The organism is Rhodococcus sp. R1101, assembly GCF_000278445.1.
GTDB classification, from domain to species: Bacteria; Actinomycetota; Actinomycetes; order Mycobacteriales; family Mycobacteriaceae; genus Rhodococcus; species Rhodococcus gordoniae.
In genome coordinates, this window is record NZ_AJVB01000014.1 from 1 (window position 1) to 26,871 (window position 26,871).

Consider the following 26,871-nt stretch of genomic DNA (forward strand, 5'->3'; position numbering starts at 1 on the left):
GGCGCTCGACGAGCACCGCGACGAACGGCCGGTGCTGCTCGGGCACACCCTCGACGACCAGGCCGAGACGGTGTTGCTCGGCCTCGGCCGCGGCTCGGGACTGCGTTCGATCCGGGGCATGGCGTCCTACGAGCCGCCATGGGGCAGACCGCTGCTCGGCGTGCGCCGCAGCACGACCCGCCGGGCGTGCGACGAACTCGGCTACCGCCCGTACGAGGATCCGCACAACACCGACGACCGGTTCACGCGCGTGCGACTGCGCCGCGAGGTCCTGCCGCTGCTCGAGGACGTGCTCGGTGGGGGCGTCGCCGAAGCTCTCGCGCGCACGGCGGGGCAACTGCAGGACGACGGCCACGCCCTCGATGTCCGGGCGATGGAACTGCTCACGGCGGCGCGCCACGACGACGACCTGCTCGACACCACTGTGCTCGCCGCGGCTCCCGCAGCAGTACGGCGCCGCGCCCTCCGGTCGTGGCTGATCGATCACACCGCCACACCGAACGAGACGATGCTGCGGGCGGTCGACGACCTGGTAGTGGCGTGGCGCGGACAGGGGCCGGTGGCGGTCGGGCGGGGCCCGCAGCCGGGGACGAGGTTGGTGGTGTCGCGTCGGCGTGGCACGCTTGCCGTGGAGTACGTCGACCGGGCGAAGCCCCGGGCGACCGGCAGCAGAAGGTAGGGAAGGACCCCGGTGTACGAGAACGACATAGCGTCGGTGCTGATCTCCGAGGAACAGATCAAGGAGCGGACCGCAGAACTGGCGCAGTCGATCGCCGAGCGTTACCCGGTGGGTGCGCCCGAAGGTGATCTGCTGCTCATCGGGGTGCTCAAGGGCGCCATCTTCTTCATGACCGACTTCGCGCGCGCTCTGCCGATCCCGACGCAGATGGAGTTCATGGCCGTCAGCTCGTACGGGTCGTCGACGTCGTCCTCGGGTGTGGTGCGCATCCTCAAGGACCTCGACAAGGACATCGCCGGTCGCCACGTTCTCATCGTGGAGGACATCATCGACTCGGGCCTGACGCTGTCGTGGCTGCTCAAGAACCTGTCGTCGCGCAACCCCGCGTCGCTCGAGGTCGTCACGCTGCTGCGCAAGCCGGAAGCCGTCAAGATCGACGTCGAGGTCAAGGACGTCGGATTCGACATCCCGGACGAGTTCGTCGTCGGCTACGGCCTCGACTACGACGAGCGCTACCGCGACCTGCCCTACATCGGCACGCTGGATCCCAAGGTCTACAGCAGCTGACCTCCCGGTCGAGCCGGGGCGTGAGGTCCCCGGCCCGGGGAACTCCGGTTCCGTCCCGATCGTTGTCGAGTACGACGTCTTCCCGGTATCGGCTCCGGTCGGTGCCGGGGCGACTGCTCGTTGCAACGCGGTAACCTTGCGTTGCCTGGTCAGTGACCGTCGCGGCGCATGGCGGCCACACCGGGCGCGAAGCGCCGCGACTGCGAGACCCCGACGAACTCGATCGAAAGGACCGGCCGCTCGGGCCGAACCTGTATGAACCGCAAGACAGTGTTCCGTAATCTGGCGATCGTCGCCGGCATCCTGCTGGTGATCTACGCCTTCAGTTACTTCGGCGACGACACGCGCGGTTTCACTCGGGTGGACACGTCCGTCGCGGTGGCGCAACTCCAGTCGCAGAACGTCGGTGAAGCACGCATCGACGACCGCGAGCAGCAGGTGCGGTTGTGGCTCGAGAGCGGCAACGACGCGACCGAGGGCAGCACCGAGATCATCGCGAAGTACCCCGCGTCGGCGTCCGAGCAGATCTTCGACCTGGTCTCCGCGTCGGGTGCGCAGAAGTACGACACGAACGTCACCCAGGAGAGCTGGCTGACGTCGATCCTTCTGTTCGTCCTGCCGATGATCATCCTGCTCGGCGTGTTCTTCTTCGTGATGAGCCGCATGCAGGGTGGCGGTCGCGGCGGCATGATGGGCTTCGGCAAGTCGAAGGCCAAGCAGCTCACGAAGGACATGCCCAAGACGACCTTCGCCGATGTCGCCGGCGCCGACGAGGCCGTCGAGGAGCTCTACGAGATCAAGGACTTCCTGCAGAACCCGTCGCGCTACCAGGCGCTCGGCGCGAAGATCCCGAAGGGCGTGCTGCTCTACGGCCCTCCCGGCACCGGTAAGACCCTCCTCGCCCGCGCGGTCGCCGGTGAGGCGGGCGTCCCGTTCTTCACGATCTCCGGTTCGGACTTCGTCGAGATGTTCGTCGGTGTCGGTGCCTCCCGCGTGCGCGACCTGTTCGAGCAGGCCAAGCAGAACGCTCCGTGCATCATCTTCGTCGACGAGATCGACGCCGTGGGCCGTCAGCGCGGCGCCGGCCTCGGCGGCGGTCACGACGAGCGCGAGCAGACCCTCAACCAGCTCCTCGTCGAGATGGACGGCTTCGGCGACCGCTCCGGCATCATCGTGATGGCCGCGACGAACCGACCCGACATCCTCGACCCGGCGCTGCTGCGTCCCGGCCGCTTCGACCGTCAGATCCCGGTCACGAATCCCGACCTCGCCGGTCGCCGCGCGATCCTCGCCGTGCACTCGAAGGGCAAGCCGATCGATCCCCACGCGGATCTCGGGGCGCTCGCCAAGCGCACGGTGGGTATGTCCGGTGCCGACCTCGCGAACGTCGTCAACGAGGCCGCGCTGCTCACTGCCCGCGAGAACGGCACGGTGATCACCGAGGCGCTCCTCGAGGAGTCGGTCGATCGCGTCATCGGCGGTCCCCGCCGCAAGAGCCGCATCATCAGCGAGCACGAGAAGAAGATCACGGCCTACCACGAGGGTGGCCACACCCTCGCCGCCTGGGCGATGCCCGACATCGAGCCCGTCTACAAGGTCACCATCCTCGCCCGCGGTCGCACCGGCGGGCACGCGATGACGGTGCCCGAGGACGACAAGGGGCTGATGACGCGTTCGGAGATGATCGCGCGCCTGGTCATGGCCATGGGTGGTCGTGCGGCCGAGGAACTCGTCTTCCGCGAGCCCACCACCGGTGCCTCGTCCGATATCGACCAGGCCACGAAGATCGCGCGGGCGATGGTCACCGAATACGGCATGAGCGCGAAGCTCGGCGCGGTCCGCTACGGCCAGGAGCAGGGCGATCCCTTCCTCGGCCGGTCGATGGGCGTGCAGTCCGACTACTCGCACGAGGTGGCACGCGAGATCGACGAGGAGGTCCGCAACCTCATCGAGGCCGCCCACACCGAGGCGTGGGCGATCCTCAACGAGTACCGCGACGCCCTCGACCTGCTGGCGGGTGAACTGCTCGAGCACGAGACGCTGACGCGTAAGGATCTCGATCGGATCCTGGCCGACGTGAAGAAGCGTCCGCGGATCACGACCTTCAACGATTTCGGGGATCGGGTCCCGTCCGACAAGCCGCCGATCAAGACGCCTGCCGAACTCGCGGCCGAGCGTGGCGAGCCGTGGCCGCCGGAACCGCCGTCGCTGACGAAGCCGGCGCATGCGCATCCGCAGTATCCCGGCCAGGGTGAGGTGCCCGCCGCCGGTGGCTACCAGCCGGGCGGGCAGCCGCAGTACCAGCCGACGCAGCCCGTGCAGCAGGCGAACGGGTACCCCCGACCGCAGCCGGTCCCGGCCTCCGAACCGCTTCCCGGTTTCCAGCCGCCCGCTCCGTACCCGGGTGGTCCGCGGCATGCGACCCGGCCCGATTACGGCGCCCCCGCCGGATGGTCGGCCCCCGGCTGGCCGCCGCATGAGCAGGCCCAGCAGGAACCGCAGGGTCTCGGGCATCCGCAGGGGCCGCAGGGTTACGGACAGCCGCAGGAATCCCAGGATTACGGGCGTCCGCAGGAGCCGCAGGATCCCGAGCGCCGGTCCGAATCCGCCGACAACGGTGCGGGAGATCCGCACCGTGGTGAGAGCCACGTGGGAGACTCGCAACCGCGCGATGGTTACGGCACTCCCGAGCCTCCTCCCACCCAGCGGTGGGAAGGCCCGGCCGGCCGGCACTGATCCGTGCCGGTGAGCCGGTACCGGGCGTGCATCGGGCCGGTCGGGTCCGATGGAGACGAGTGAGTGAAGAGTGGAGGGCGAGCGGGTGTCGGTGAACCACCTGAAGTCGGATACGGGTTCCGACCCGGAGGATGTGACGACTCACGCGTTGAGCGTGGACGCGGGACGCACATTCGACCGGGCCCGAGCCGAAGCGGCCGTGCGCGAACTGCTGATCGCAGTGGGTGAGGATCCGGATCGTGAGGGTCTGCGCGACACCCCCGCCCGTGTGGCCCGCGCCTACCGGGAGGTGTTCGGAGGACTGTTCACGGATCCGGACGAGGTCCTCGACACGACCTTCGACGAAGGTCATCAGGAACTCGTCCTCGTGCGCGACATCCCGATGTACTCGACGTGCGAGCACCACCTCGTGTCGTTCCACGGGGTCGCCCACGTGGGATACATCCCGGGTCCGACGGGCCGCGTGACGGGGTTGTCGAAGCTGGCGCGTGTCGTGGACCTCTACGCCAAGCGGCCGCAGGTCCAGGAACGCCTGACCAGTCAGGTCGCCGATGCGATGATGCGCAAGTTGCAGCCGCGCGGCGTGATCGTCGTGGTCGAGGCCGAGCATCTGTGCATGGCCATGCGCGGCATCCGCAAGCCCGGGGCGAGCACCACCACCTCCGCTGTGCGCGGCTTGTTCCAGACCAGTTCGGCGTCGCGTGCCGAGGCCCTGGACCTGATTCTGCGCCGGTGACCGTCTTCCCTGCCGAACAGTGGCCCGTCGTGATGGGCGTACTGAACGTCACCAGTGATTCCTTCTCCGACGGCGGTCGTTACCTGGATCGCGAGACCGCGATAGCCCGTGGTTTCGAGCTGCGCGAACTCGGTGTCGACATCGTCGATGTGGGTGGCGAGTCCACCCGGCCCGGTGCGGTGCGCGTCGACCCCGAGGTCGAGGCGTCCCGCGTGGCGCCGGTGATCGCGGCCCTGTCGGCAGCAGGCATCCCCACGAGCGTCGACACGATGCGTGCCTCGGTCGCCCAGGCTGCCATCGAGGCCGGGGTGACGATGATCAACGACGTCTCGGGTGGGCGTGCCGACGCCGACATGGCCAGGGTGGTCGCCGAGTCCGGAATTCCGTGGATCCTCATGCACTGGCGTCCTCTCGGCGAGTTCGTCCATGCCGGCGGCTCGACGCAGTACGACGACGTCGTCCGCGAAGTCCGCGACGAGCTGCTCACGCAGGTCGACATCGCGGTGGCCGCCGGAGTCGACTCCGACAGGATCGTGCTCGATCCGGGTCTGGGGTTCGTGAAGGAACCCGACCACAACTGGCAATTGCTCCACCGTCTGCCCGAGCTCACCGATCTGGGATTCCCGGTGCTGATCGGAGCGTCCCGGAAGCGTTTCCTCGGATCGTTGCTCGCAGCGCCCGACGGCACGATCCGGCCCCCCGCGGGCCGCGAGGTCGCCACGGCAGTCGTTTCCGCGCTCGCCGCGACCCACGGCGCGTGGGGTGTACGCGTCCACGACGTGCAGGCTTCCCGCGACGCGCTCGCGGTGGTGCGTGCCTGGCAGCGCGGAAGCGCGGAGGGAGTGCACGCGTGAGCGACCGCATCGAACTACGGGGACTGACCGTCCGCGGCAACCACGGCGTCTTCGAACACGAGAAGCGGGACGGCCAGGACTTCGTCGTCGACATCGTCGTGTGGCTCGATCTCGCGCCGGCCGCGGCGTCCGACGATCTCACCGACACGTTGCACTACGGCGAGCTCGCCGAGCGTGCCGCGGCGATCATCGCGGGTCCGGGACGCGATCTCATCGAGACGGTCGCGGGTGAGATCGCCGACGAGGTCCTCACCGACCCGCGTGTCACCCGGGTCGAGGTCACGCTCCACAAGCCGTCGGCGCCGATCCCGTTGACCTTCGGCGATGTCGCCGTCGTGATCGACCGCTCCCGAGTTGACGGGGCCGGGAGCGCGTCGTGAGTCGTGCCGTGCTGTCCATCGGGTCGAACGTCGGCGACCGGCTCGCGCACCTGCGGTCGGTCGTCGACGCGCTGGGTGAGCGCATCGTCGCCGTCTCGGCGGTGTACTCGACGGCACCGTGGGGTGGTGTCGAGCAGGAGGACTTCCTCAACGCGGTCGTCGTCGCGGAGGACGGCGGGTTCGGTCCGCACGACTGGCTGCGGTTCGGCCGCGAACTCGAAGAAGCCGCCGAACGCGTGCGGGTGCAGCATTGGGGGCCGCGCAGCCTAGACGTCGACGTCGTGAGCTGCGACAGCGGCGACGGTGAGGTGCGCAGCGACGATCCGGAACTGATCCTGCCCCACCCGCGTGCGCACCAGCGGGCGTTCGTGCTCGTCCCGTGGCTCGACGTCGAACCCGAGGCCGTGCTCACCGCCGACGGCCGACGGGCGGGCATCGGCGAGTGGCTGGGCGAACTCGACGACGCCGAACGAGAAGGCGTGCATCGCACCGATCTGTCGCTGACCGGGCCGACGACCCAGGGACGCAGCGAGTGCTGAAACAGACCAGGATCCGCGATCTGCTGGCGCTGGCCGCGCTGGCGGCGGTCGCCGCGTGGTTGCTCGTCCGCACGATGTACGGCTCGTTACCGCCCATCCCGGTCTACGCGGGCGCCTCGCTGTATCCGGTCGCGGTGATCGAAGTGATCCTGGCGTTCATGATCCGTTCGCGGGTGGGCAAGCACGAGATCGGTGAGGGACCGGGTCGGTTGCATCCCATCACCGCGGCCCGCGCGGTCGCGCTCGCCAAGGCGTCCGCGCTGGTGGGTGCCGCGAGTGCCGGGGTATGGATCGGGTTCCTGCTGTATCTCGTGCCGCAGCGCGGTGTCGTGCAGGCGGCCACCGACGACACGTCGGGTGTGCTGGTCGGAGCCGTCGCCGGCGTCGCGCTGGCGGCCGCCGCGCTGTGGCTCGAATACTGTTGCCGGACACCGGAAGACCCCGACGAACCGAACGAACCGGCTGTCTGAACTCGGATTTCGCGGGGGAAGAGGGCGTGTCGTCCGGCTCCGATCGGTGGACCCGGCCAAGTACCCTGATGGTCATGGCAACCTCGGCGCGAGCAGACAGAAATCGCCGTCCGTGGCGCAGCACCGGCTCGATGATCGTGGCCGGTCTGCTCGCTCTGGCGATGATCGCCTCGCTGCTGTTGATCTTCACAGAGAGTGTGCAGTTGCTGCGCGTTGCGGTGGTCGTCGCCCTGTGGGCCGCCACCGTCGGCGCCATCGCCATGAACAAGTACCGCCGGGAATCGGCACTCGACCGGGCGAAGGCCGACGACCTGAAGACGGTGTACGAACTGCAGTTGCAACGGGAGATCGCGGCGCGGCGCGAATACGAGCTGACCGTCGAGGAGAAGGTCCGCGCCGATCTGAAGCTCGACGCCGGCGAGATGGCGGCCCTGCGCACCGAACTGGCCACCCTGCGTCGCACCCTCGAGATGTTGTTCGACGGCCGGTTGCCCGACGATGTCGTCGCCCTCGAAGGCCAGGCGGAGAAGCTGCGCGAACTGAGCGAGGCCGCGCGGGTGTCCGCGCCTCGTCCGTCCGGGCCGGCCTTCGCGTCTCCCGACGACGAACCGCTGACCGCGGAGACCGAATCGGTCGAGGCGGCCCTGCGCGACGCGGTGAAGACGTCCGCGAAGGCGCCGGAGAAGAGCGACGCCGGCACGCCTGCGACCGGGGAACCGGCTGCCAGGAGACAGGACGAAGGTCCGGCGAGCGAGAAGTCGGTGAGCGAGCAAGCAGGCACCGACAAGCAGCGCGAGGCCCAGAAGCCGGCCGAGCAGAAGCCGGGGAAGCACGAGTCCGAGAAAGCCGGAGCGGAGAGCAACGACCCGTCGGAGCAGAAGGGCCCCGCGGATCAGAAGGGCACCACCGCGCAGGACGGAGCAGCGGACACGGCCGACGACGATGACGACTCCGACGACGAATCGTCGGGACGTCGTTCCCGACGCCGCCGGGGCGACAGCGCCCACGGTGAGGGCCGGACGGTCGCGGAAATCCTCGCGTCGTTGTCGAGCGAACGCTGATCCTCGGGCGGCTCGTCCGTCACGCCGTACCCGCCGACCTCGTTCGATGAGGCGCAGATCACTCGACCCGACCGTGGCGGGCCCCGGAAAGCGCGCGCTATTGTCGATCGGAACGTCCGGTACCCGCTGAGCGGGACTGGAACGAACGAGAGGACTCCCGTGAATTCCTTCGGGATCACCAACGCACCTGCGCCTGCGCGCCTGTCGGTAGGAATTGTGTCCGCCGGCCGGGTCGGTACCGCATTCGGCGCGGCGTTCGAACGAGTCGGTCATGTCGTCGTGGCCTGCTCGGCGGTCTCCGACATCTCCAGGCACCGCGCCGCCACCCGTCTGCCCGAGTCGCAGATTCTGCCGGTCGACGAGGTCGCCGGTCGCTGCAACCTCCTCCTTCTCGCCGTTCCCGACACCGAACTCTCGTCGCTGGTCGGGGGCCTGGCGGCCACCGGTTCGGTCGCCGCCGGCACGATCGTGGCCCACGTCTCGGGCGCTCATGGCACCGCGATCCTCGAGCCGCTGACCGAGCAGGGCGCCGTACCCCTCGCGATCCATCCCGCGATGACCTTCACCGGTCACGACGAGGACATCGACCGGCTCTCGTCCGCGTGCTTCGGCATCACGGCCGCCGACGAGGTCGGCTACGCCATCGCCCAGTCCCTGGTCCTCGAGATCGGCGGCGAGCCGGTGCGCGTCCCCGAATCCATGCGGACGACCTACCACGCGGCCCTCGCGCACGGCAGCAACCACCTGGTCACGCTGGTCGCCGACGCCGTCGAGGCACTGCGCAGCGCCCTGCAGGGTGAGGAGCTGCTCGGCCAGCAACTCGTCGACGATGCTCCCGGTGGAGTCGCCGAACGGGTGTTGCAGCCATTGCTCTCCGCGGCGCTCGACAACGTGCTGCGGCGCGGGCCCTCGGCCCTCACCGGGCCGGTCGCGCGCGGCGATGCCGACGCCGTGGCCGCGCACCTGCGTGCGCTCGAGGCCGTCGACCCGCAGATCGCCGCCGGGTACCGCGCACTGTCGCTGCGATCGGCGCAACGGACCGGGTCGAAGCCGGAACTGATGGCAATTCTCGAAGGAGCTGAATACGGTGAGTGAAGCAGGACAGCGCGGATACGTGCGAGGTGAACTGACCGTTCACCACGATCCCGCAGGCCTGACCAAGGTCACCCGGGCTCTGCGCGGCGTCGGCCGCACCGTCGCACTCGTGCCGACGATGGGTGCGCTGCACACCGGTCACCTCGAACTCGTGCGCCAGGCCAAGCTCACCGGTGCCGTCGTGGTGGTGTCGATCTTCGTCAACCCGCTGCAGTTCGGGAAGAACGAGGACCTCGACGCCTACCCACGCACTCTCGACGCCGACCTCGAATTGCTCCGCGAAGCGGGCGTCGAACTCGCCTTCGTGCCGACGGTCTCGGCGATGTACCCGCAGGGCCCGCGCACCACGATCCACCCGGGTCCGCTCGGGTCGGAGCTCGAAGGTGCTTCGCGCCCCGGCCATTTTGCGGGCATGCTGACGGTCGTCGCGAAGCTGTTCAACATCGTCGGTCCCAACACGGCGTTCTTCGGTGAGAAGGACTACCAGCAGCTCACCCTGATCCGTCAGATGGTCGCCGACCTGAATCTCGACATCCGCATCCTCGGCGTTCCCACCGTGCGCGAACAGGACGGGCTCGCACTGTCCTCCCGCAACCGCTATCTCGACGCCGAACAGCGCGAGATCGCGACCACGCTGTCGGCAGCCCTCGTCGCCGGCGCGCACGCCGCGGCGGGTGGAGCCGAGACGATCCTGTCCACGGCGCGCGACGTGCTCGCGCAGAGCCCGCAGATCGAGGTGGATTATCTCGAGGTGCGCGGCGCCGATCTCGGGCCCGCGCCCGAACGAGGCGACGGCCGGCTGCTCGTCGCCGCGCGACTCGGCACCACCCGCCTCATCGACAACGTCGGGGTCGCCGTCGGTACCGGTTTCCTCGAGCGCGCCACCGGCCCGGTGGATCCCGAGGCCGAAGACAACCTGACGACCCGCTGACCCACCGATCGAATTCGGAAACGAGAAAGAAACCGAGGACGAGCATGTTCCGCACCATGATGAAGTCGAAGATCCACCGCGCGACGGTCACCCACGCGGATCTGCACTATGTCGGTTCGGTGACCGTCGACCAGGATCTGATGGACGCCGCGGATCTGCTCGAAGGTGAGCAGGTCTGCATCGTCGACATCGACAACGGGGCCCGGCTCGAGACGTACGTCATCGCCGGTGAGCGTGGTTCGGGCATCATCGGAATCAACGGGGCCGCAGCGCGTCTCGTGAGCCCCGGCGATCTCGTCATCCTCATCGCCTACGGGGTGATGAACGAGCAGGAGTGCAAGGACTACAACCCGCGCGTGGTGTTCGTCGACGCCGACAACCGTCAGGTCGAGCTCGGCAACGACCCCGCCCACGCTCCGGAGGGCTCGGGTCTGATCACGCCGCGGATGCTGTCGACTCTCGACTCCCCGTCCCTGGTCTAGAGGTGCTCCTCACCGTCGACGTCCGCAACACCAATATCGTCCTGGGGGTGTTCGCGGGCAGCGGGTCGAACGCGCGTCTGCTGCGCGACTGGCGCGTCCGTACCGATCCCAGGATGACCGCGGACGAGATCGCCCTGCTGTTCCGCGGTCTGCTCGGGGAATCCGCCGAGCAGGTCACCGGGGTCGCGGCGCTGTCGACCGTGCCGTCGGTGTTGCGCGAGCTGCGCGTCATGCTCGACCGCTACTGGTCGTCGGTGCCACACGTGGTGGTGGAGCCGGGTGTGCGGACGGGAGTGCCTCTGCTGGTGGACAACCCGAAGGAGGTCGGCGCCGACCGCATCGTCAACAGCCTGGCGGCCTACCACTTCTACGGATCTCCGTGCATCGTCGTGGATTTCGGAACCTCCACGTGCGTCGACGTCGTGTCGGGCAAGGGTGAGTTCCTCGGCGGCTCCATCGCTCCGGGTGTGGAGATCTCGATGGATGCGCTGGCGTCCCGGTCTGCGGCGCTGCGCAAGGTCGAATTGCTCCGTCCCCGAGGCGTTCTGGGTAAGAACACCGTCGAGTGCATGCAGTCCGGGGCCGTCTTCGGGTTCGCCGGCATGGTCGACGGCATCGTGCGGCGGATCTGCGCCGAGGTTCCCGGTTTCGACGGCGACGACGTGGCCGTGATCGGCACCGGCGACAGTGCGCCGCTGATCATGCCGGAGTCACGCACTCTCGAGCACCACGAACCGGATCTGACCCTCGAAGGGCTGCGTCTGGTGTACGAACGGAACCAGGTGAGACGAGCGGTACGCGGAACTGCGGGTTCCGCCGAGCGTCATTCTGTGTAAAGATGGTTTCCGTGATCCGTTGCATGAGCACCCAGGAGTGTTGTCGAGGCTGACCGCCGCCTCGACCGATAACACATTCCTGGGAGTTTTCTCATGCGCGTTGCGCTTCTTTCCGCCTCTTCTGTTTCCACCGCTGCTCCGGTCGCCTTCCACCGACTGGCCGTCGAGCGCACGTATCCCACCGAACTGGCCGCGGCGGTCGCTCGCGGCGCCGTCGTCGTCGACATCCGCTCGCACGCCGAACGTGCCGCTCAGGGAACACTTCCCGGCGCGCTGGCCATCTCCGCCGACCTCGTCGCCGAGCGGCTCGATCCGAGTGGGCAGGGCCGTCTCGCACTCGCCGTCGATCGCGACGTCGAATGGATCCTCGTCTCGTCCGACGGTGTGAGTTCGCACGGCGTGGTCGCCGGGCTGCACGCGCAGGGGCTGAGGCGGGTCACTCATCTCGTCGGTGGCTACGACGCCATCCGCGCCGCCCGCCTGGTCGGGGCGGTGGCAGAGGCCCAGCACGTCGCTCAGGACGTGGCACGGGTCACCGCGCACTGAAAGCGCGCATCTGCAGGAAGAACGACCCCGGGTGTCCGATAGTCTGGTTACCCGTGAGTGATGCCACCGTTCAGCAGCCCGACGACACCCCCGAGCAGATGCGGGTCCGCCGCGAGAAGCGCGAACGGCTCCTGGCACAGGGTTCCGAGGCCTATCCCGTAACGATCGCGCGTACCCATACGCTCGCGGAGATCCGCGCCGAATATCCCGACCTCGAACCCGACACCGCCACCGGCACCGTCGTCGGCGTCGCCGGACGCGTGATGTTCTCGCGCAACACCGGCAAGCTGTGCTTCGCGACGCTCCAGGAGGGCGACGGCACCCAGCTGCAGGTCATGCTGAGTCTCGCGGGTGTCGGCGAGGACGCGCTCGCCGGCTGGAAGTCCGATGTGGACCTCGGCGACATCGTGTTCGTGCACGGTGAGGTCATCAGCTCCCGTCGCGGCGAGCTCAGCGTCATGGCCGACTCGTGGACGATGGCGTCGAAGGCGCTGCGTCCGCTGCCGGTCGCGCACAAGGAGATGAACGAAGAGGCACGGGTGCGTCAGCGCTACGTCGACCTCATCGTGCGTCCCGAGGCGCGCCGCAACGCGCGCATGCGTGTCGCGGTGGTGCGCGAACTGCGTAACGCGCTCGAGCGTCGCGGATTTCTCGAAGTCGAGACTCCCATGCTGCAGACCCTGCACGGCGGTGCTGCGGCGCGCCCCTTCGTGACTCACTCGAACGCGCTCGACATCGACCTGTTCCTGCGCATCGCCCCGGAACTGTTCCTCAAGCGGTGTGTGGTCGGTGGTATCGAGAAGGTCTTCGAGATCAACCGCAATTTCCGCAACGAAGGTGCCGACTCGACGCACTCGCCGGAATTCTCGATGCTCGAGACGTACGAGGCCTACGGCACCTACGACGATTCGGCGCGGATGATCCGCGAGATCATCCAGGAGGTCGCGTTCGCGGTCTTCGGGAGCCACGTCGTGATGCTCGCCGACGGCACCGAATACGACCTCGGGGGTGAATGGAAAACCCTCGAAATGTATCCCTCGCTGTCCGAGGCGATCGGTTCGGACGTGACCCCCGACACCACCGTCGAGGAATTGACCGCGCTCGCAGGTCGCGTGGGTCTCGAGATTCCCGAGGGCAAGGGCTGGGGCCACGGCAAGCTCGTCGAGGAACTGTGGGAGCACATGTGCGGCGACCAGCTGCACGAGCCGACCTTCGTGCGTGATTTCCCCGTGGAGACCTCGCCGTTGACGCGCGATCACCGCGACGTGCGCGGCGTCACCGAGAAATGGGATCTGTACGTCCGCGGTTTCGAACTCGCCACGGGTTACTCGGAACTCGTCGATCCGGTGATTCAGCGCGAGCGTTTCGTCGATCAGGCGCGCCTGGCCTCGGAAGGGGACGACGAGGCGATGGTGCTCGACGAGGATTTCCTCGCCGCGATGGAACAGGGAATGCCGCCGACCACCGGTACCGGAATGGGAATCGATCGCCTCCTCATGGCACTTACCGGTCTGGGAATCCGTGAAACAATCCTCTTCCCGATTGTCCGACCGAACACCCGTTGATCGGATTTCGCCACTCCATATTGCGATGCGTTAATCGGCGGGTAGTGTGGTGCCCGTCCCGCGGGGGGAATCGCATGCGAGAGGATTTACACCACATGGCGAAGAAAGTCACTGTCACCCTGATCGACGATGTGGATCAGGAATCGGCGGCGGACGAATCGGTTGAGTTCGGACTCGACGGAGTGACGTACGAGATCGACCTTTCCGAGGACAATGCGGCACGGTTGCGCGAGCAGTTGGAATTCTGGATCGAACACGCTCGTAAGGTCGGCGGCCGCAAGCGGAGCAAAGTTGCGGTCGGTGCTGCTCCGGCCGCACGCAAGAGCGCATCCGGAAGTGCGGGTCGCGAGCAGACGGCTGCGATCCGGGAATGGGCACGGAACAACGATCTGCCGGTCTCCGCGCGTGGCCGTATCTCGGCGGAGATCGTCGAGGCGTACAACAAGGCGCACTGACGACATCGTCGTCCGTGGGGCGTCGTCCATCCGTGGACGGCGCCCCGCAGTCGTCGGGAGGGCGGGTTCGCTTGTGGCTCAGTGGCCTCCGCCACACCGATTCCCGATGGAGCCGGCTGGGACGATACGGTCGGGGAGTAGCATCCGCTCATGGCCGAGACCGTGCTCGAACCGGGTTCCACCTGCTGGCGAATCGCGCGAGCGGAGAGGCTGACCTGCATCGTCGACGCAGCCGACTATTTCCGTCACGCCAAGTCGGCGATGCTCGGAGCGAAAAAGCGCATCATGCTGATCGGATGGGATTTCGACACCCGAATCAAGTTCGAACCGGACGGTCCGACTCTCGAGGGACCGAACAAACTCGGTGAATTCCTCGAATGGCTCCCCGAACGGCGGCCCGATCTCGATATTTATCTGCTCAAGTGGAACATCGGTGCGTTCAGTGCCCTGGCGCGGGGAATGACTCCGGTGTTCGTGCTCGACTGGCTCACCGACCCGCGGTTGCACTTCGAAATAGACGGGGCGCATCCCGTGGGTGCCGCCCATCATCAGAAAATTCTCGTGGTCGACGACAGTATCGCTTTCTGCGGTGGTATCGATATGACCGTCGACCGCTGGGACACCCCGGATCACCCGGACCGCAGCAAATACCGGCGGGAGCCGAGCGGAAAACGTTACGGGCCCTGGCACGACGTGACCACCGCCGTCGACGGTGGGGCCGCACGGGCTCTCGGCGACCAGGCCCGCGCCCGGTGGAAGGCGGCCACGGGGGAGGAACTCGATCCGGTGCCGGACCCGGAACCGATCTGGCCCGACGACCTCGAACCGACCCTGCGGGGCGTCGACGTGGGTATCGCCCGCACGCTGCCCACCTACGGTGGGAAGGACGGCGTCCACGAGATCGAGTCGCTGTACCTGTCGGTGATCGAGAAGACCCGGCACACCCTCTACCTCGAGAGTCAGTATCTGGCCTCGCGCAGGATCGCGGACGCGCTCGCGAAGCGACTGCAGGAACCGGACGGGCCCGAGATCGTGGCGGTGATCCCGCGCAACGCCGAGGGCTGGCTCGAACGCAAGGCGATGGACGGTGCCCGCCGTGCCCTGCTGCACATGCTGTGGGAGGCCGACGTGCACGGCCGTTTCGCCGCCTACTATCCCGTCACGGCCGGCGGGGAGCCGATCTACGTCCACGCGAAGGTCGTCGTCATGGACGAGAGGCTGCTGCGGATCGGGTCGTCGAACCTGAACAATCGTTCGATGGGATTCGACACCGAATGCGACCTGGCGATCGAGTCCGCCGAACCCGGGGACGCGGTCGGCCGCGCCGCCGTCGAGCTGCGCAACATCCTGGTGGCGGAGCATCTGAACGTGGACCCGAAGGTGATCGCCGAGGCCACGGAGGAGGGTGGATCGCTCATCTCCACCATCGAACGGTTGCGGGGGCCGGGACGTTCGCTGCGGCCGTTCGAACCGGGTACGGTGTCGGACGAGGACAGTGTCCTCGCCGAAAGTGCTCTGGCCGATCCCGAACGTGCCTCGCGGAGCCTCGGACGCAGGATCGAGCGATTCTTCGCCCGTTGATTCCCCACTGCCGCTGTTCGCTTGTGGCGTACAGCTTGCGGAAACGTATCCGCCACGTGCAGCGTTGACTTCTGAAACCGGGTTTTCTCGCCGCCTTCCGAAGGGTAGAGGGAAAGCGAGTCGATACCACGACCACTAGAGTGTGGAGTGGGAGCTTGGAACCTCGAAACGGTTCCGACGAACGACTCGAGTGCCGGAGCTAAGAGCGGCAGCAGGGTGCGGGACGATCGGCGTACCGGACCGGCGGCCGGAGAGTGTGAGGGAGTGCGATGTTCGAAAGGTTCACCGATCGCGCGCGGCGCGTCGTTGTCCTGGCTCAAGAAGAGGCCAGGATGCTCAACCACAACTACATCGGCACGGAGCACATCCTCCTCGGCCTCATCCACGAAGGTGAGGGTGTGGCGGCGAAGTCGCTCGAGTCGTTGGGTATCTCCCTCGAAGGTGTTCGCAGCCAGGTCGAAGAGATCATCGGCCAGGGGCAGCAGGCGCCCTCGGGGCACATTCCCTTCACTCCTCGTGCCAAGAAGGTCCTCGAGCTGAGCCTGCGCGAAGCGCTCCAGCTCGGACACAACTACATCGGCACGGAGCACATCCTGCTCGGCCTCATCCGCGAGGGTGAGGGTGTGGCGGCGCAGGTGCTCGTCAAGCTCGGTGCCGACCTCAACCGGGTGCGTCAGCAGGTCATCCAGCTGCTGTCCGGCTACCAGGGCAAGGAGCCCGCAGAATCCGGCACGAGCCGTGGCGAGACCGGCACTCCGTCCACCTCGCTCGTCCTGGATCAGTTCGGCCGCAATCTCACGCAGGCAGCTCTCGAGGGCAAGCTCGATCCGGTCATCGGCCGGGCGAAGGAAATCGAGCGCGTCATGCAGGTGCTGTCGCGTCGTACGAAGAACAACCCGGTGCTCATCGGCGAGCCGGGTGTCGGTAAGACCGCCGTCGTCGAGGGTCTCGCGCAGGCCATCGTCAACGGTGAGGTCCCCGAGACCCTCAAGGACAAGCAGCTCTACACGCTCGACCTGGGTTCGCTCGTCGCCGGCAGCCGTTACCGCGGCGACTTCGAGGAACGCCTGAAGAAGGTCCTCAAGGAGATCAACAGCCGCGGCGACATCATCCTGTTCATCGACGAGCTGCACACGCTGGTCGGTGCGGGTGCCGCCGAGGGTGCGATCGACGCCGCATCGATCCTCAAGCCGAAGCTCGCCCGCGGTGAGCTGCAGACCATCGGTGCGACGACCCTCGACGAGTACCGCAAGTACATCGAGAAGGATGCCGCTCTCGAGCGCCGCTTCCAGCCGGTGCAGGTCGGGGAGCCGACGGTGGAGCACACCATCGAGATCCTCAAGGGTCTGCGCGATCGCTACGAGGCGCATCACCGCGTCTCGATCACCGACAAGGCGCTCGTCGCGTCGGCCACTCTCGCCGACCGCTACATCAACGACCGTTTCCTGCCCGACAAGGCGATCGACCTCATCGACGAGGCCGGTGCCCGCATGCGCATCCGCCGCATGACCGCGCCGCCGGACCTGCGCGAGTTCGACGACAAGATCGCCGATGCCCGTCGCGAGAAGGAATCGGCGATCGACGCGCAGGACTTCGAGAAGGCCGCGAGCCTGCGCGACAAGGAGAAGCAGCTCGTCGCGCAGCGTGCCGAGCGCGAGAAGCAGTGGCGTGCGGGCGATCTCGACGTCATCGCCGAGGTCGACGAGGAGCAGATCGCCGAGGTCCTCGCCAACTGGACCGGTATCCCGGTGTTCAAGCTCACCGAGGAGGAGACCACGCGTCTGCTCCGCATGGAGGACGAGCTGCACAAGCGGATCATCGGCCAGGAGGACGCCGTCAAGGCCGTCGCCAAGGCGATCCGCCGTACACGTGCCGGCCTGAAGGACCCGAAGCGTCCGTCCGGTTCGTTCATCTTCGCCGGTCCGTCCGGTGTGGGTAAGACGGAGCTGTCCAAGGCGCTCGCGAACTTCCTGTTCGGTGAGGACGACGCCCTCATCCAGATCGACATGGGCGAGTTCCACGACCGCTTCACCGCATCGCGTCTGTTCGGTGCTCCTCCCGGCTACGTCGGATACGAGGAGGGCGGCCAGCTCACCGAGAAGGTGCGCCGCAAGCCGTTCTCCGTGGTTCTGTTCGACGAGATCGAGAAGGCCCACCAGGAGATCTACAACACCCTCCTGCAGGTCCTCGAGGACGGTCGCCTCACCGACGGTCAGGGACGCACGGTCGACTTCAAGAACACCGTGCTGATCTTCACGTCGAACCTCGGCACCGCCGACATCTCGAAGGCCGTCGGGCTCGGCTTCTCCGCCGGAACGGGCGAGGCGTCGAACTACGAGCGGATGAAGAACAAGGTCCACGACGAGCTGAAGAAGCACTTCCGGCCCGAGTTCCTCAACCGTATCGACGACATCATCGTCTTCCACCAGCTCACGCAGGAGCAGATCATCCAGATGGTCGACCTCATGGTCGGACGTGTGGAGACGCAGCTGAAGAACAAGGACATGGGTATCGAGCTCACCGAGAAGGCGAAGTCGTTGCTCGCCAAGCGTGGTTTCGACCCGGTGCTCGGCGCACGTCCGCTGCGTCGCACGATCCAGCGCGAGATCGAGGATCAGCTCTCCGAGAAGATCCTGTTCGGCGAGATCGGCGCAGGCCAGATCGTCCTCGTCGACGTCGAGGGCTGGGACGGCGAGGGTGCGGGCGAGAACGCGAAGTTCACGTTCACGCCGAGCGAGAAGCCGGCCGAGGTCCCGGACACCCCGGCGGTCGCGCTGGCGAAGTCCAGCGAGGGTGAGTCCGAGGCCGGATAACCGCTCGACGCCTGTGAATGCAGGCACGTGTTGCGGTCTGTGAATACAGGCACCTGCTGTACCGAGAGGGGCGGCACCCGAGAGGGTGTCGCCCCTCTCGTCGTTCGACGCACTTGACCTCCAGTCGGCTCGAGGTTGCACGGTGGGGTGGTGAACGGACGACGACCAGGAGGTATCGCGATGCGGCAAGTACTGCCCGATCTGTGGGAGACGCAGGAGGACAACCCGTTCCCGGGGCTGAGGACGCACGCCTATCTGTGGACCGGGAAGAACAACGTGCTCTTCTACTCGGTTGCCGGTGAGGCCGATTTCGACGCACTGGACCGCCTCGGTGGGATCACCGACCAGTACCTGTCCCACCAGGACGAGGCCGGCCCGATGCTCGGCAGGATCGCCGAGCGCTTCGGGTCGAGACTCCACGCGGCGGCGGTGGAGGTCGACGTGGTCGGCCGGCACGCCCGCATCGACGTCCCGCTGACGGAACGTCACGTGGACGACAACGGGTTGGAGATCGTCCCGACGCCCGGGCACACGGTGGGCAGCATCTGCTATGTGGTGCCCGGCGCGGACGGGACCCGCTACCTGTTCACCGGCGACACGCTGTACCGCGGTGCTTCGGGGAAGTGGCAGGCCGGCTACATCGAGGGGATGAGCGACGCCCGTGCACTCGCCGACAGTCTGCGCCTGCTGGCGACGACGGAACCCGATGTGGTGATCTCGAGTGCGTTCGCGGGGGAGTCGGGCGTGCACCGGGTCGACCCCCGGGAGTGGCCCGCCCACATCGACCAGGCTCTGACGGGGTTGTCTGCCGCGGTGCAGGGCTGAGCAGAGATCTCCTTTCCGGACGATCTGCCCGGCCGGCTCATCTGCCGATGGCCGGCATGTGCGCGGTGAGTGTCGACAGGGTGCCGGCGACGATCTCGGTGAGTTCGTCGGGCCGGATGTCGAGGCCACCGTCGAGCCATTCGCGGACGAGTTCGACGGCGCCGGCCATGACGACCACCGCGCACAGTTCGGCTCGACGGGAGTCGAGGCGCGTTCCCACCGCGTCGCTCTGCTCGACGAGTTCGTCGGCGGCAGCGCGGATGAACGCACTCTTCCGTTCGGCGAGCGGGGGCGCGTCCGAAATGAGGAAACGGCCCTGCTGGGGATCGAGTTCGACGGCACCGACGATCGCCCCGACCGCGGCGCGTGCCTTGGCGTGCAGGTCGTCGGGGGCCGACGCGATCGCGTCGACGGCGCCTTCGAGGAGGGCGGCACCGAGTTCGTCGTAGGCGGTGGTGGCGAGGTCGTTCATGTCGGTGAAGCTCTCGTAGAAGAAGCGCGGACCGACTCCGGCGGTGGCCGCGACCTTCCGTACCGTCGCCGCCGACCATCCTTCGTCGGCGACCACGTCGATCACCGCCTTCCGGAGGCGTGTGCGGCGTTCGGCGCGTCGATCGGCCGGGGCGACGCCCCGATATCCGCGGGCGGCTTCGGGCTCGGACACATCGTCGAGTGTGGCACAACCACGACGACCCGAAGCCGATCCTGAAGGAGGGCGGCCCTCGCCTGGCGATCGGCCTGATCCGGACATCGGGAACGCTCTGTCGCGAACGACCCTCGCCGTCCCGGCGTTTCTGCAAGTGTGGTTTCCGGAGTGCTGCCCCACACGAAGAAGGAGAAGTCATGCCCACACGTACCGCACGGACCGCGTGGAACGGAGATCTGCAGAAGGGCTCCGGACAGGTGGAGCTCACCAGTTCGGGCCGCGGCACGTTCGACGTGTCCTTCCCGAAACGCTCGGCCGAGAACGCGGACGGCACCACCAGCCCCGAGGAACTCATCGCCGCTGCGCACTCGTCGTGCTACGCGATGCAGTTGTCCGCGCTGATCGCGGAAGCGGGCGGCACACCGCAGAGCCTCGAGGTCACCGCCGACGTCTCACTGGGACCGGACCCGGCAGGCGGGTTCCGGCTCACCGGGATCACGCTGAAGGTGCGGGGCGAGGTCGACGGCCTCGACGCCGACGGCTTCGCCAAGGCCGCAGAGGGCGCCAAGGCCGGGTGCCCTGTGAGCAAGGCACTCACAGGCGTCGACATCTCCCTCGACGCTGCTCTCGAAGGCTGACGGGGCGGAGGAACGGAGCACGGTCGGCCCGGCCCGGGAACAGAGCATGTCAGGGCCGGGTTGTACCCGGATATGAGCATGCCCGACGTACTTCTTCCCTCCGCCCATATCGAGATCTGGTCCGATATCGCCTGCCCCTGGTGTTACATCGGCAAGCGGCGCTTCGCGGAGGCGCTCGAGTCGTTCGACGACCGCGACCGGATCGAGGTCACCTGGAGGTCGTACCAGCTCTCGCCCGACACACCGGTCGGGCGACGGGTCCCCGAGGTCGAGGCGCTCGTCGCGATGAAAGGGATGCCTGCCGAGCAGGTCCGGCAGATGTTCGCCCAGGTCTCGGACACCGCTGCCGACGTGGGACTCGAGATCGACTTCGACAACGTGGTCGCCGCCAACACCTTCGATGCGCACCGGCTCGCGCATCTGGCCGGCGACAAGCGTGACGAGGTCCTCGAGGCGTTGTTCCGTGCGCATTTCGTCGACGGCGAGGTGGTCGACGATGTGGATGTCCTCGTGAAGGTCGCCGCCGAGGTCGGGCTCGATCCGGAGTCGACGCGCGCGGCCCTCGACGGCGACGATCCCGCCGGTGAGGCCGCGGCCGACGCCGTGACCGCCGATCTCTTCGACGCGCGACGGATCGGCGTGCAAGGGGTGCCGTTCTTCGTGGCCAACCGCGCCGTCGCGGTGTCGGGTGCGCAGCCGGTGGACGTCTTCCGTCAGTTCCTGCGCAAGGCCGTCGACGATGTGACGGTCACGCTGTGAGTGCCGCGAGATAACGGCGCGCGATCCGCCGCTGGAGCATGTGCCCGACCGGCCCGGCCAGGCGGGTGTACCAGCGGGCGGGGCGGGAGAAGGCGATCACCGTGCCCCTGACCCGTCCGTCGGCGGTGCGCTCGACGACGAAGGTCTCCTCGCCGCTCTCCGGGTGCCCGTCGAGCGTGCCGTAGGTGAAGCCTCGTTGCCGGCCCGTGTCGAACACTTCGATCACACGGCACGGCGCCGTCGCCCGTACCGGTCCGAGGCCGAAACCGAGGCACACATCGAGTCCGGCTGCTGCGGCGGGGGTGTCCGCCGGCACGTGAATTCCGGCGCCGCGGTGCATGTCCCATGAGAGCAACCGGGCAGCAGCGACCTCGAACACGGCGTCGCCGCTGCCCGGTTCGCTCTCGACTCTCAGGTGCCGATAACCGGGGGGAAGCGGCGCCTCACCGCGGAAGGCCCGCAGGCTCGCTCCCACCTCCGGGTAGGTGAGCTCGCGCCCGGACCCGCCGGACGCGGACATCTCAGGACTTCTTGACGTCGAGGACGACCTCGAACTCGAGCAGCGACGCGCCGCTCGCGACGGGGTTTTTCGCTTCACCGGCGTGAGCGGCGCGTGCGCCGCCGTCCCGCCACGCAGCGAAGTCCTCTTCGGTCTCCCACTGCGTCACGACGAAGTACCGGTTCTCGCCGGCGGTGGGACGGAGCAGCTGGAAACCCAGGAATCCGGGGGAGTTGTCGACGGTGTGCGCGCGATTGGCGAACCGCTTCTCCAGTTCGGGGCCTGCGCCTTCGGGAACCTCGATTGCGTTGATCTTCACGACTGCCATGCGCGAGAGCCTACTCCGCTAACTTGGTCGATTGTGTTGCACGACGAGGGCGGAACCGGACGACCCATCCTGCTGTTGCACGGCCTGATGGGCAGCGCGCGGACGTGGCGTCGCCACGTGCCGTGGCTGCGCGAACACGGACACGTCCACACCTTCGACGCTGCCGGCCACGGGCGCTCCGCTCCCGACGACCTCACCACCGAGGCATTCGTCGCCGATCTCGACGCCCATCTGCACGGGATCACCGAACCGCTCGTCGTGATCGGGCACTCGATGGGCGCCCTGCACGCATGGTGCTTCGCCGCTGCTCGTCCCGAACGTGTGGCCGCGTTGGTGCTCGAGGACATGGCCCCCGACTTCCGGGGCCGCACCGCCGCGAACTGGGCGGCGATGGTCGAACAGTGGCCGCAACCGTTCCTCACGGAGGAGGCGGTGCTCGACCGTTTCGGTCCCGTCGCGGGGCGTTATTTCCTCGATTCGTTCGTCCGGCGCGAGGACGGCTGGTATCTGCACGGAGATGTCGCGACCTTCCGCGACATCTCGGAGGAATGGGGGTCGCGGCACTTCTGGGACGAGTGGAACTCGATCCGGGTGCCCGCGCTGCTGCTCGAGGGCGAGTTCACCATCACCCCGGAGGGGCAGATGCGACAGATGGCGACGCGCCCCGGCACCGAGTACGTCCTCGTCGAGGGCGCGGGGCACCTCGTGCACGACGACCGGCCCGGCGAGTTCCGTGCCGCCGTGGAGCGCTTCCTGACGACGCACTCGTTGTCGGGCAGTCGACTCTAGGACACCGACCCCTCACCGGCGAGCGCGAACCGGCCGTCGTCGGTCTGCTCGACGAGACCGTCCACCAGCAACGAATGCAGGGCGCGGTCGCGCTGACCCGGATCCGAGGTCCACACGCTGTCGAGGACAGGACGATCCACCGGGACGCTGCTCTCGCGCAGCACCGCCATCAACCGGCCGCGCACCTGCCGATCCGTGCCGGCGAACTTCTGCGCCTTCCGGGGCGGTCCGTCGTGCGCGGGTCGCCCGGCCTGCACCCAGGCGCAGTCGGGCAGCGGGCAGCGCCCGCAGTCGGGGGTGCGGGCGGTGCACACGGTCGCGCCGAGCTCCATCAGTGCCGCGGAGAAGGTCGCCGCACGAGCACGCTGACGCGGGAGAAGCACCTCGACGTCGGCGAGATCCCGTGTGGTCGACGGGTTCCCCGGCTCTGCCCGACCGTGGACGGCCCGGGCGACGACACGCCGCACGTTCGTGTCCACCACCGGCACACGCTGCCCGTACGCGAAGCATGCCACCGCCCGTGCGGTGTAGGCGCCGACGCCGGGCAGGCTCAGCAGGACATCGACGTCCTCGGGAACCCGATCGTCGTGTTCGGCGGCGAGCACGCCGGCGCACTCGTGCAGACGCAGCGCGCGGCGCGGATAACCGAGTGTGCCCCACGCCCGCAGGACCTCCGCCTGGCTCGAGGCGGCCATCGCCGACGGCACGGGCCAGCGCCGCACCCACTCCTCCCAGATCGGTGCCACCCGGGCCACCGGCGTCTGTTGCAGCATCACCTCGGACATGAGGATCTGCCAGCCCGTCACCCCGGCGCGACGCCACGGCAGGTCGCGGGCCTGGGCTGCGTACCAGCGCAGCAAGGACGGTGCGTCGACGGACATCTCGGGTCTCCTCGGGTAACAGGGGTCGGGCGTCGGGAGCCGTTTCGGAGATGTCGAACGAAATCGGACATGCGCGCGGGTGAATAATGTACGCATGCCGAACTCCAATCCCATCTCAGCCTGGAAAGCCCTGACCGAGGGTAATCATCGCTTCGTCAGTGGCACCCCGCTGCACCCGAGCCAGGGGATCGACCGTCGCGCCGAACTCGTCAACGGTCAGCATCCCACCGCCGTACTGTTCGGTTGCGGAGACTCCCGCGTAGCAGCAGAGATCATCTTCGACCAGGGGCTCGGCGACATGTTCGTGGTCCGCACCGCGGGCCACGTCATCGACAGCTCGGTGCTCGGCTCCATCGAATACGCCGTCGACATCCTGAACGTCCCGCTCATCGTCATCCTCGGCCACGACAGCTGTGGTGCCGTCGCAGCGACCATCGATGCTCTCGACAAGGGCACGGTCCCCGGCGGCCACATCCGCAGCCTCGTCGAGCGCGTCGCCCCGTCGATCCTCATGGGACGGGCCGAGGGCCTGGACAGCGTCGACGAACTCGAAGGCCGGCACGTCGTCGAGACGGGCAAGTTGCTCACGGATCGTTCGCGGATCATCGCCGAGCGCGTCGAGGACGGCCGCTGCGCCATCGTCGGCGTCACCTACAAGCTCGACGACGGTCGCGTGAGCCTGCGGGGACATATCGGCGACATCGGCGAGGTCTCCGACAACTGAGACGACGCGGACCTGCCGGAGGCAGCGATGTGACCGCAGGTCACAGCGACACGCCGACGGTGGTGTAGCCGAGCGCCCCCCACGGCACATACCGTGGGGGGCGTGCTTGAACCGACCGGTCCTCTGCCCCCCGAGATCTACTGGCGACGACGTGTTCTCGCGATCGGTGTCTCGGTGGTCGTGCTGGCCCTGGTCATCTGGCTCGTAGTGGCGTTGACCGGCGGCGACGATCCCGATCCGAATCCCGAGCCCGTGGCTGCGGAAGTGACGACCTCCGCCACGACCACAGCGGCCGACGCGTCCGCCGAGGCGGCGTCCGCGAGCACCACGCGAAGTGGTGGAGGATCGGGTTCGTCCGGCTCGCGCGGCCCCGAGAGTTCGTCCTCGGCGAACACGGGCGAGCGTGATTCGTCCACGACCACCTCCGCCGCACCGGTTCCGTCGGGGCAGTGCTCCGATCAGTCGCTCGCCGTGCGGGTGACGGCCGACGAGCCGAACTACCGGGTCGGCTCCGAGCCCGACTTCACGATCGTCATCACCAACATCGGGACCTCGCAGTGCGAACGCGACCTCGGTGCCGGTCTGCAGCAGGTGCTCGTCTACAGCCTCGACGGTAACGAGCGGCTCTGGGCGAACACCGACTGCTTCCCCGAATCGACCGCCGACATCCGGTCGCTCGCCCCGGGCGACCAGGCGGCCTATTCCGTCAAGTGGTCGGCGACGACCTCCGAACCCGGCTGTACGGCACCGCGCGAACCGGTCGGTCCCGGTGCCTACACCGTGGTGGGGCAGCTCGGCGGCCTGCGTAGCGCGCCCGAACCGTTCAACATCACGCCCTGATCAGACGAGTGCCGTTCAGTCGTAGTGGTTGATGGCGGCTTCGGCCAGCCGCGACAGTCCTTCCCGGATGTACCGGGCCCACAGAGCGCCGACACCGTCGACCGCCTGGAGATCGGCAGCGGTGGCGGCGAGCAGCCCCTGCAGGGTGCCGAATGCCCCCACGAGGCGGTTGATCTGCCGGGTCTGCAGGCGCGGCACCCGATGGAGCACGCGATAACCGCGAGGACTCATCGAGGTGTCGAGGGCCTCGATGGTGCCCGAATATCCGAAGGCGCGGGCGAGGGTCGTCAGATCGAGCAGGTCGACGTCGGTCAGGCGCGCGAGACGCTCGAGCGCCTGGTCGACCTCCTGCGGAGAAGGAACATGATCGCCGGCCAGGTAGTCGCGCACGATGAGCTGACGGGCGAGCTGGTTGTCGCCGACGAGTTCTTCGAGTTGGAGGGCCAGCTGGCGACCGTCGGTACCGAGTTCGAGCACGTCCTGCTCGATTTCCACGGACAGACGGTGCATCATTTCGAGTCGTTGTGCCACGGTGAGCGCGTCGCGCAGCGTGACGATGTCCTCGATCTCGACCACGGACAACTGCCGGGTCACCTCGTCGAGGCGGGCCTTGTAGCGCTCGAGTGTCGCGACGGCCTGGTTGGCCCGGGACAGGATGGTCGCGGAGTCGTTGATGACGTGGCGACGACCGTCGACGTACACGCTGACGATGCTCATCGACTGGCTGACCGAGACCACCGGATAGCCGGTCTGGATCGCGGTGCGTTCGGCGGCGCGGTGCCGGGTGCCGGACTCCACGGTGGGGATACTCGGATCGGGCACGAGCTGGACGTTGGCGCGCACGATGCGCGAGCCGTCGGTGGACACGACCACCGCCCCGTCCATCTTCGACAATTCCCGCAGCCGGGTGGGGGCGAATTCGACGTCGAGCTCGAATCCGCCGTCGCACAGCTCGGCGACCTTCTCGTCGAAACCGAGGACGATCAGTCCGCCCGTCCGACCACGGAGGATCCGTTCGAGACCGTCGCGTAGCGCGGTGCCGGGCGCCAGACGAGCGATGGTGTCGCTCAGCGTCGAGGCCGGCGCCGACTCGGTCATCTGGACATCCCTTCCGTGTGCGGTCTGCGGTCGTCGTCACACTGCGCGGACTCCCGGATCGGCGCTCCCGACTGCGCAACTACATTACTTGCTTATGCGCAGCACCTGGACTTTGCCCGACGACCTCGTCGTTCCCGAGTTGCCGGAAGATCATCCCGGCCCGGGGGCCTCCGTACCGCAGCACTGGAGTAAGTGCTTCGGTTGCGGCGACGACCAGCCGTCGGGTCTCGCGATGGACTTCACGCTCGGTGAGGGCCTCGACGTGCTCGGCCGGCTCGACGTCGCCACGCGTTATCAGGGCGGACCGGGGTTCATCCACGGCGGCATCCTGATGACGGCCTTCGACGAGGTGCAGGGAATGGCGTGCAACGCCGCCCTGCGGACCGCCGTCGTCACCGGGCATTTCGAGACGGATTTCGCCCGCCCGATCCCGTTGGGTTCGGTCCTCGAGTTCCGTGCCCGCGTCGACGGCACGGTGCGGCGCAAAGGTCTACACCAGCGCGGAGGCACGCATCGTC

The 26,871-nt window shown here is 67.8% G+C and carries 29 protein-coding genes and 1 pseudogene; 25 read left to right on the forward strand and 5 right to left on the reverse strand.

The window, feature by feature from the left end; all coding sequences use genetic code 11:
- The 19 genes from R1101_RS25720 to R1101_RS0102595 form a co-directional block, all read left to right on the forward strand.
- Window positions 1-679 (forward strand): ATP-binding protein (locus R1101_RS25720; protein WP_016931917.1); only part of this gene is annotated, 679 nt, incomplete at its 5' end.
- A 12-nt stretch (window positions 680-691) separates the two neighbouring features.
- Complete coding sequence (gene hpt, locus R1101_RS0102510) at window positions 692-1,246, forward strand: hypoxanthine phosphoribosyltransferase (protein ID WP_016931918.1); 555 nt, start codon at window positions 692-694, stop codon at window positions 1,244-1,246.
- Between the two features lie 255 nt (window positions 1,247-1,501).
- Window positions 1,502-3,982 (forward strand): ATP-dependent zinc metalloprotease FtsH, encoded by a 2,481-nt coding sequence (gene ftsH, locus R1101_RS0102515; protein WP_016931919.1) that lies wholly within the window; start codon window positions 1,502-1,504, stop codon window positions 3,980-3,982.
- Between the two features lie 70 nt (window positions 3,983-4,052).
- Window positions 4,053-4,718, forward strand: a complete 666-nt coding sequence (folE, locus tag R1101_RS0102520; protein WP_016931920.1) for a GTP cyclohydrolase I FolE — start codon at window positions 4,053-4,055, stop codon at window positions 4,716-4,718.
- 32 nt (window positions 4,719-4,750) lie between these two features.
- Window positions 4,751-5,572: a dihydropteroate synthase gene (gene folP / locus R1101_RS0102525; RefSeq protein WP_198420227.1), complete on the forward strand. Its 822-nt coding sequence runs from the start codon at window positions 4,751-4,753 to the stop codon at window positions 5,570-5,572.
- Window positions 5,569-5,952: a dihydroneopterin aldolase gene (gene folB / locus R1101_RS0102530; RefSeq protein WP_016931922.1), complete on the forward strand. Its 384-nt coding sequence runs from the start codon at window positions 5,569-5,571 to the stop codon at window positions 5,950-5,952. Before folP ends, folB begins: the two co-directional genes overlap by 4 nt.
- Complete coding sequence (gene folK / locus R1101_RS0102535) at window positions 5,949-6,491, forward strand: 2-amino-4-hydroxy-6-hydroxymethyldihydropteridine diphosphokinase (RefSeq protein WP_016931923.1); 543 nt, start codon at window positions 5,949-5,951, stop codon at window positions 6,489-6,491. The genes folB and folK overlap by 4 nt, the downstream gene beginning before the upstream one ends.
- Window positions 6,485-6,961, forward strand: coding sequence for a DUF3180 domain-containing protein (locus tag R1101_RS0102540; RefSeq protein WP_016931924.1), 477 nt, complete (start codon window positions 6,485-6,487; stop codon window positions 6,959-6,961). The genes folK and R1101_RS0102540 overlap by 7 nt, the downstream gene beginning before the upstream one ends.
- A gap of 74 nt (window positions 6,962-7,035) precedes the next feature.
- Window positions 7,036-8,022 carry a DUF6779 domain-containing protein gene (locus tag R1101_RS0102545; RefSeq protein WP_198420226.1) on the forward strand — a complete coding sequence of 329 codons (987 nt, stop codon included), beginning with the start codon at window positions 7,036-7,038 and terminating at the stop codon, window positions 8,020-8,022.
- A gap of 159 nt (window positions 8,023-8,181) precedes the next feature.
- Window positions 8,182-9,117, forward strand: a complete 936-nt coding sequence (locus tag R1101_RS0102550) for a Rossmann-like and DUF2520 domain-containing protein (RefSeq protein ID WP_016931926.1) — start codon at window positions 8,182-8,184, stop codon at window positions 9,115-9,117.
- A complete protein-coding gene (panC, locus tag R1101_RS0102555; RefSeq protein WP_016931927.1) occupies window positions 9,110-10,048 on the forward strand; it encodes a pantoate--beta-alanine ligase in 939 nt (312 codons plus the stop codon). The genes R1101_RS0102550 and panC overlap by 8 nt, the downstream gene beginning before the upstream one ends.
- A 44-nt stretch (window positions 10,049-10,092) precedes the next feature.
- Entirely contained in the window at window positions 10,093-10,530 is a 438-nt protein-coding gene (panD, locus tag R1101_RS0102560) for an aspartate 1-decarboxylase (protein ID WP_016931928.1), read from the forward strand.
- 2 nt (window positions 10,531-10,532) lie between these two features.
- Window positions 10,533-11,366 carry a type III pantothenate kinase gene (locus tag R1101_RS0102565; RefSeq protein ID WP_016931929.1) on the forward strand — a complete coding sequence of 278 codons (834 nt, stop codon included), beginning with the start codon at window positions 10,533-10,535 and terminating at the stop codon, window positions 11,364-11,366.
- A 93-nt stretch (window positions 11,367-11,459) separates the two neighbouring features.
- Window positions 11,460-11,912 carry a rhodanese-like domain-containing protein gene (locus R1101_RS0102570; protein WP_016931930.1) on the forward strand — a complete coding sequence of 151 codons (453 nt, stop codon included), beginning with the start codon at window positions 11,460-11,462 and terminating at the stop codon, window positions 11,910-11,912.
- A gap of 98 nt (window positions 11,913-12,010) precedes the next feature.
- Window positions 12,011-13,477, forward strand: coding sequence for a lysine--tRNA ligase (lysS, locus tag R1101_RS0102575; protein ID WP_242496777.1), 1,467 nt, complete (start codon window positions 12,011-12,013; stop codon window positions 13,475-13,477).
- A gap of 95 nt (window positions 13,478-13,572) precedes the next feature.
- On the forward strand, window positions 13,573-13,932 hold the full coding sequence (locus R1101_RS0102580) for a histone-like nucleoid-structuring protein Lsr2 (RefSeq protein ID WP_016931932.1): 360 nt from the start codon (window positions 13,573-13,575) through the stop codon (window positions 13,930-13,932).
- 150 nt (window positions 13,933-14,082) lie between these two features.
- Window positions 14,083-15,513, forward strand: coding sequence for a phospholipase D-like domain-containing protein (locus R1101_RS0102585; RefSeq protein WP_016931933.1), 1,431 nt, complete (start codon window positions 14,083-14,085; stop codon window positions 15,511-15,513).
- A 269-nt stretch (window positions 15,514-15,782) separates the two neighbouring features.
- Complete coding sequence (locus R1101_RS0102590; protein ID WP_016931934.1) at window positions 15,783-18,326, forward strand: ATP-dependent Clp protease ATP-binding subunit; 2,544 nt, start codon at window positions 15,783-15,785, stop codon at window positions 18,324-18,326.
- Between the two features lie 180 nt (window positions 18,327-18,506).
- The gene (locus R1101_RS0102595; protein ID WP_016931935.1) at window positions 18,507-19,151 is read left to right on the forward strand and encodes an MBL fold metallo-hydrolase; all 645 of its coding nucleotides are present in this window, start codon (window positions 18,507-18,509) and stop codon (window positions 19,149-19,151) included.
- 37 nt (window positions 19,152-19,188) lie between these two features.
- Here R1101_RS0102595 and R1101_RS0102600 read toward each other — a convergent pair whose 3' ends face one another.
- Complete coding sequence (locus R1101_RS0102600; RefSeq protein ID WP_016931936.1) at window positions 19,189-19,815, reverse strand: TetR/AcrR family transcriptional regulator; 627 nt, start codon at window positions 19,813-19,815, stop codon at window positions 19,189-19,191.
- 179 nt (window positions 19,816-19,994) lie between these two features.
- Between R1101_RS0102600 and R1101_RS0102605 the strand changes: the two genes are divergently transcribed.
- Together R1101_RS0102605 and R1101_RS0102610 are read left to right on the forward strand one after the other, a co-directional pair.
- Window positions 19,995-20,435 carry an OsmC family peroxiredoxin gene (locus R1101_RS0102605; RefSeq protein ID WP_026002799.1) on the forward strand — a complete coding sequence of 147 codons (441 nt, stop codon included), beginning with the start codon at window positions 19,995-19,997 and terminating at the stop codon, window positions 20,433-20,435.
- A 72-nt stretch (window positions 20,436-20,507) separates the two neighbouring features.
- A complete protein-coding gene (locus R1101_RS0102610; protein WP_016931938.1) occupies window positions 20,508-21,194 on the forward strand; it encodes a DsbA family protein in 687 nt (228 codons plus the stop codon).
- Here the strand turns inward: R1101_RS0102610 and R1101_RS0102615 are convergent.
- On the reverse strand, window positions 21,184-21,714 hold the full coding sequence (locus tag R1101_RS0102615) for a DUF1990 family protein (protein WP_016931939.1): 531 nt from the start codon (window positions 21,712-21,714) through the stop codon (window positions 21,184-21,186). The genes R1101_RS0102610 and R1101_RS0102615 overlap by 11 nt on opposite strands.
- A 1-nt stretch (window position 21,715) precedes the next feature.
- Complete coding sequence (locus R1101_RS0102620; RefSeq protein ID WP_016931940.1) at window positions 21,716-22,021, reverse strand: antibiotic biosynthesis monooxygenase family protein; 306 nt, start codon at window positions 22,019-22,021, stop codon at window positions 21,716-21,718.
- Between the two features lie 33 nt (window positions 22,022-22,054).
- Here R1101_RS0102620 and R1101_RS0102625 point away from each other — a divergent pair, with 33 nt between their 5' ends.
- Entirely contained in the window at window positions 22,055-22,810 is a 756-nt protein-coding gene (locus R1101_RS0102625) for an alpha/beta fold hydrolase (protein ID WP_016931941.1), read from the forward strand.
- Here R1101_RS0102625 and R1101_RS0102630 read toward each other — a convergent pair.
- Entirely contained in the window at window positions 22,807-23,691 is an 885-nt protein-coding gene (locus tag R1101_RS0102630) for an A/G-specific adenine glycosylase (RefSeq protein WP_016931942.1), read from the reverse strand. The two genes, R1101_RS0102625 and R1101_RS0102630, sit on opposite strands and share 4 nt — an antisense overlap.
- Window positions 23,692-23,785: 94 nt before the next feature.
- Between R1101_RS0102630 and R1101_RS0102635 the strand changes: the two genes are divergently transcribed.
- Window positions 23,786-24,415 (forward strand): carbonic anhydrase, encoded by a 630-nt coding sequence (locus R1101_RS0102635; RefSeq protein WP_016931943.1) that lies wholly within the window; start codon window positions 23,786-23,788, stop codon window positions 24,413-24,415.
- Window positions 24,416-24,517: 102 nt separating this feature from the next.
- A complete protein-coding gene (locus tag R1101_RS0102640) occupies window positions 24,518-25,255 on the forward strand; it encodes a hypothetical protein (RefSeq protein WP_016931944.1) in 738 nt (245 codons plus the stop codon).
- A 15-nt stretch (window positions 25,256-25,270) separates the two neighbouring features.
- On the opposite strand, the gene disA is transcribed toward R1101_RS0102640, so the two are convergent.
- A complete protein-coding gene (gene disA / locus R1101_RS0102645) occupies window positions 25,271-26,353 on the reverse strand; it encodes a DNA integrity scanning diadenylate cyclase DisA (protein WP_016931945.1) in 1,083 nt (360 codons plus the stop codon).
- Window positions 26,354-26,447: 94 nt separating this feature from the next.
- On the opposite strand from disA, the pseudogene R1101_RS25725 reads away from it, so the two are divergent.
- Window positions 26,448-26,871, forward strand: a pseudogene (locus R1101_RS25725) (PaaI family thioesterase); the annotation flags it as partial.